Raw genomic sequence first — 255 nt, forward strand, 5'->3', positions numbered from 1 at the left:
TGTCCAGGCCGGGGTTGAACACCGCCACCTCCGTGGGGAATTTTTTGCCCGGCAGGTGCTGGCCGGTGCCACGTGGGCCCAGAACCACCGCGCCCGTCAGCGCATCGCGACTGGAATCGCCCGACCACAGCTTCAGTTCGTAAGTAACGTGAATATCACGCGTCGGCTGCAGTACGGCGCGGGTATCCCACACCAGGCCCTTGCTATCCCAATACCAGCCGGCTTCGACCGGCCGGGTGGCCGGGGATTTATAGC

General features: G+C 64.3%; 1 protein-coding gene. It reads right to left on the minus strand.

Translation table 11 applies throughout. The annotated features are described in order from the left end of the window. The coding region (locus PZA18_RS24725) for a hypothetical protein (RefSeq protein ID WP_284103533.1) at nt 1-255 on the minus strand (255 nt) is incomplete at both ends.

The organism is Parachitinimonas caeni (genome assembly GCF_030129945.1).
In the GTDB taxonomy this organism is placed as follows: Bacteria; Pseudomonadota; Gammaproteobacteria; order Burkholderiales; family Chitinimonadaceae; genus Parachitinimonas; species Parachitinimonas caeni.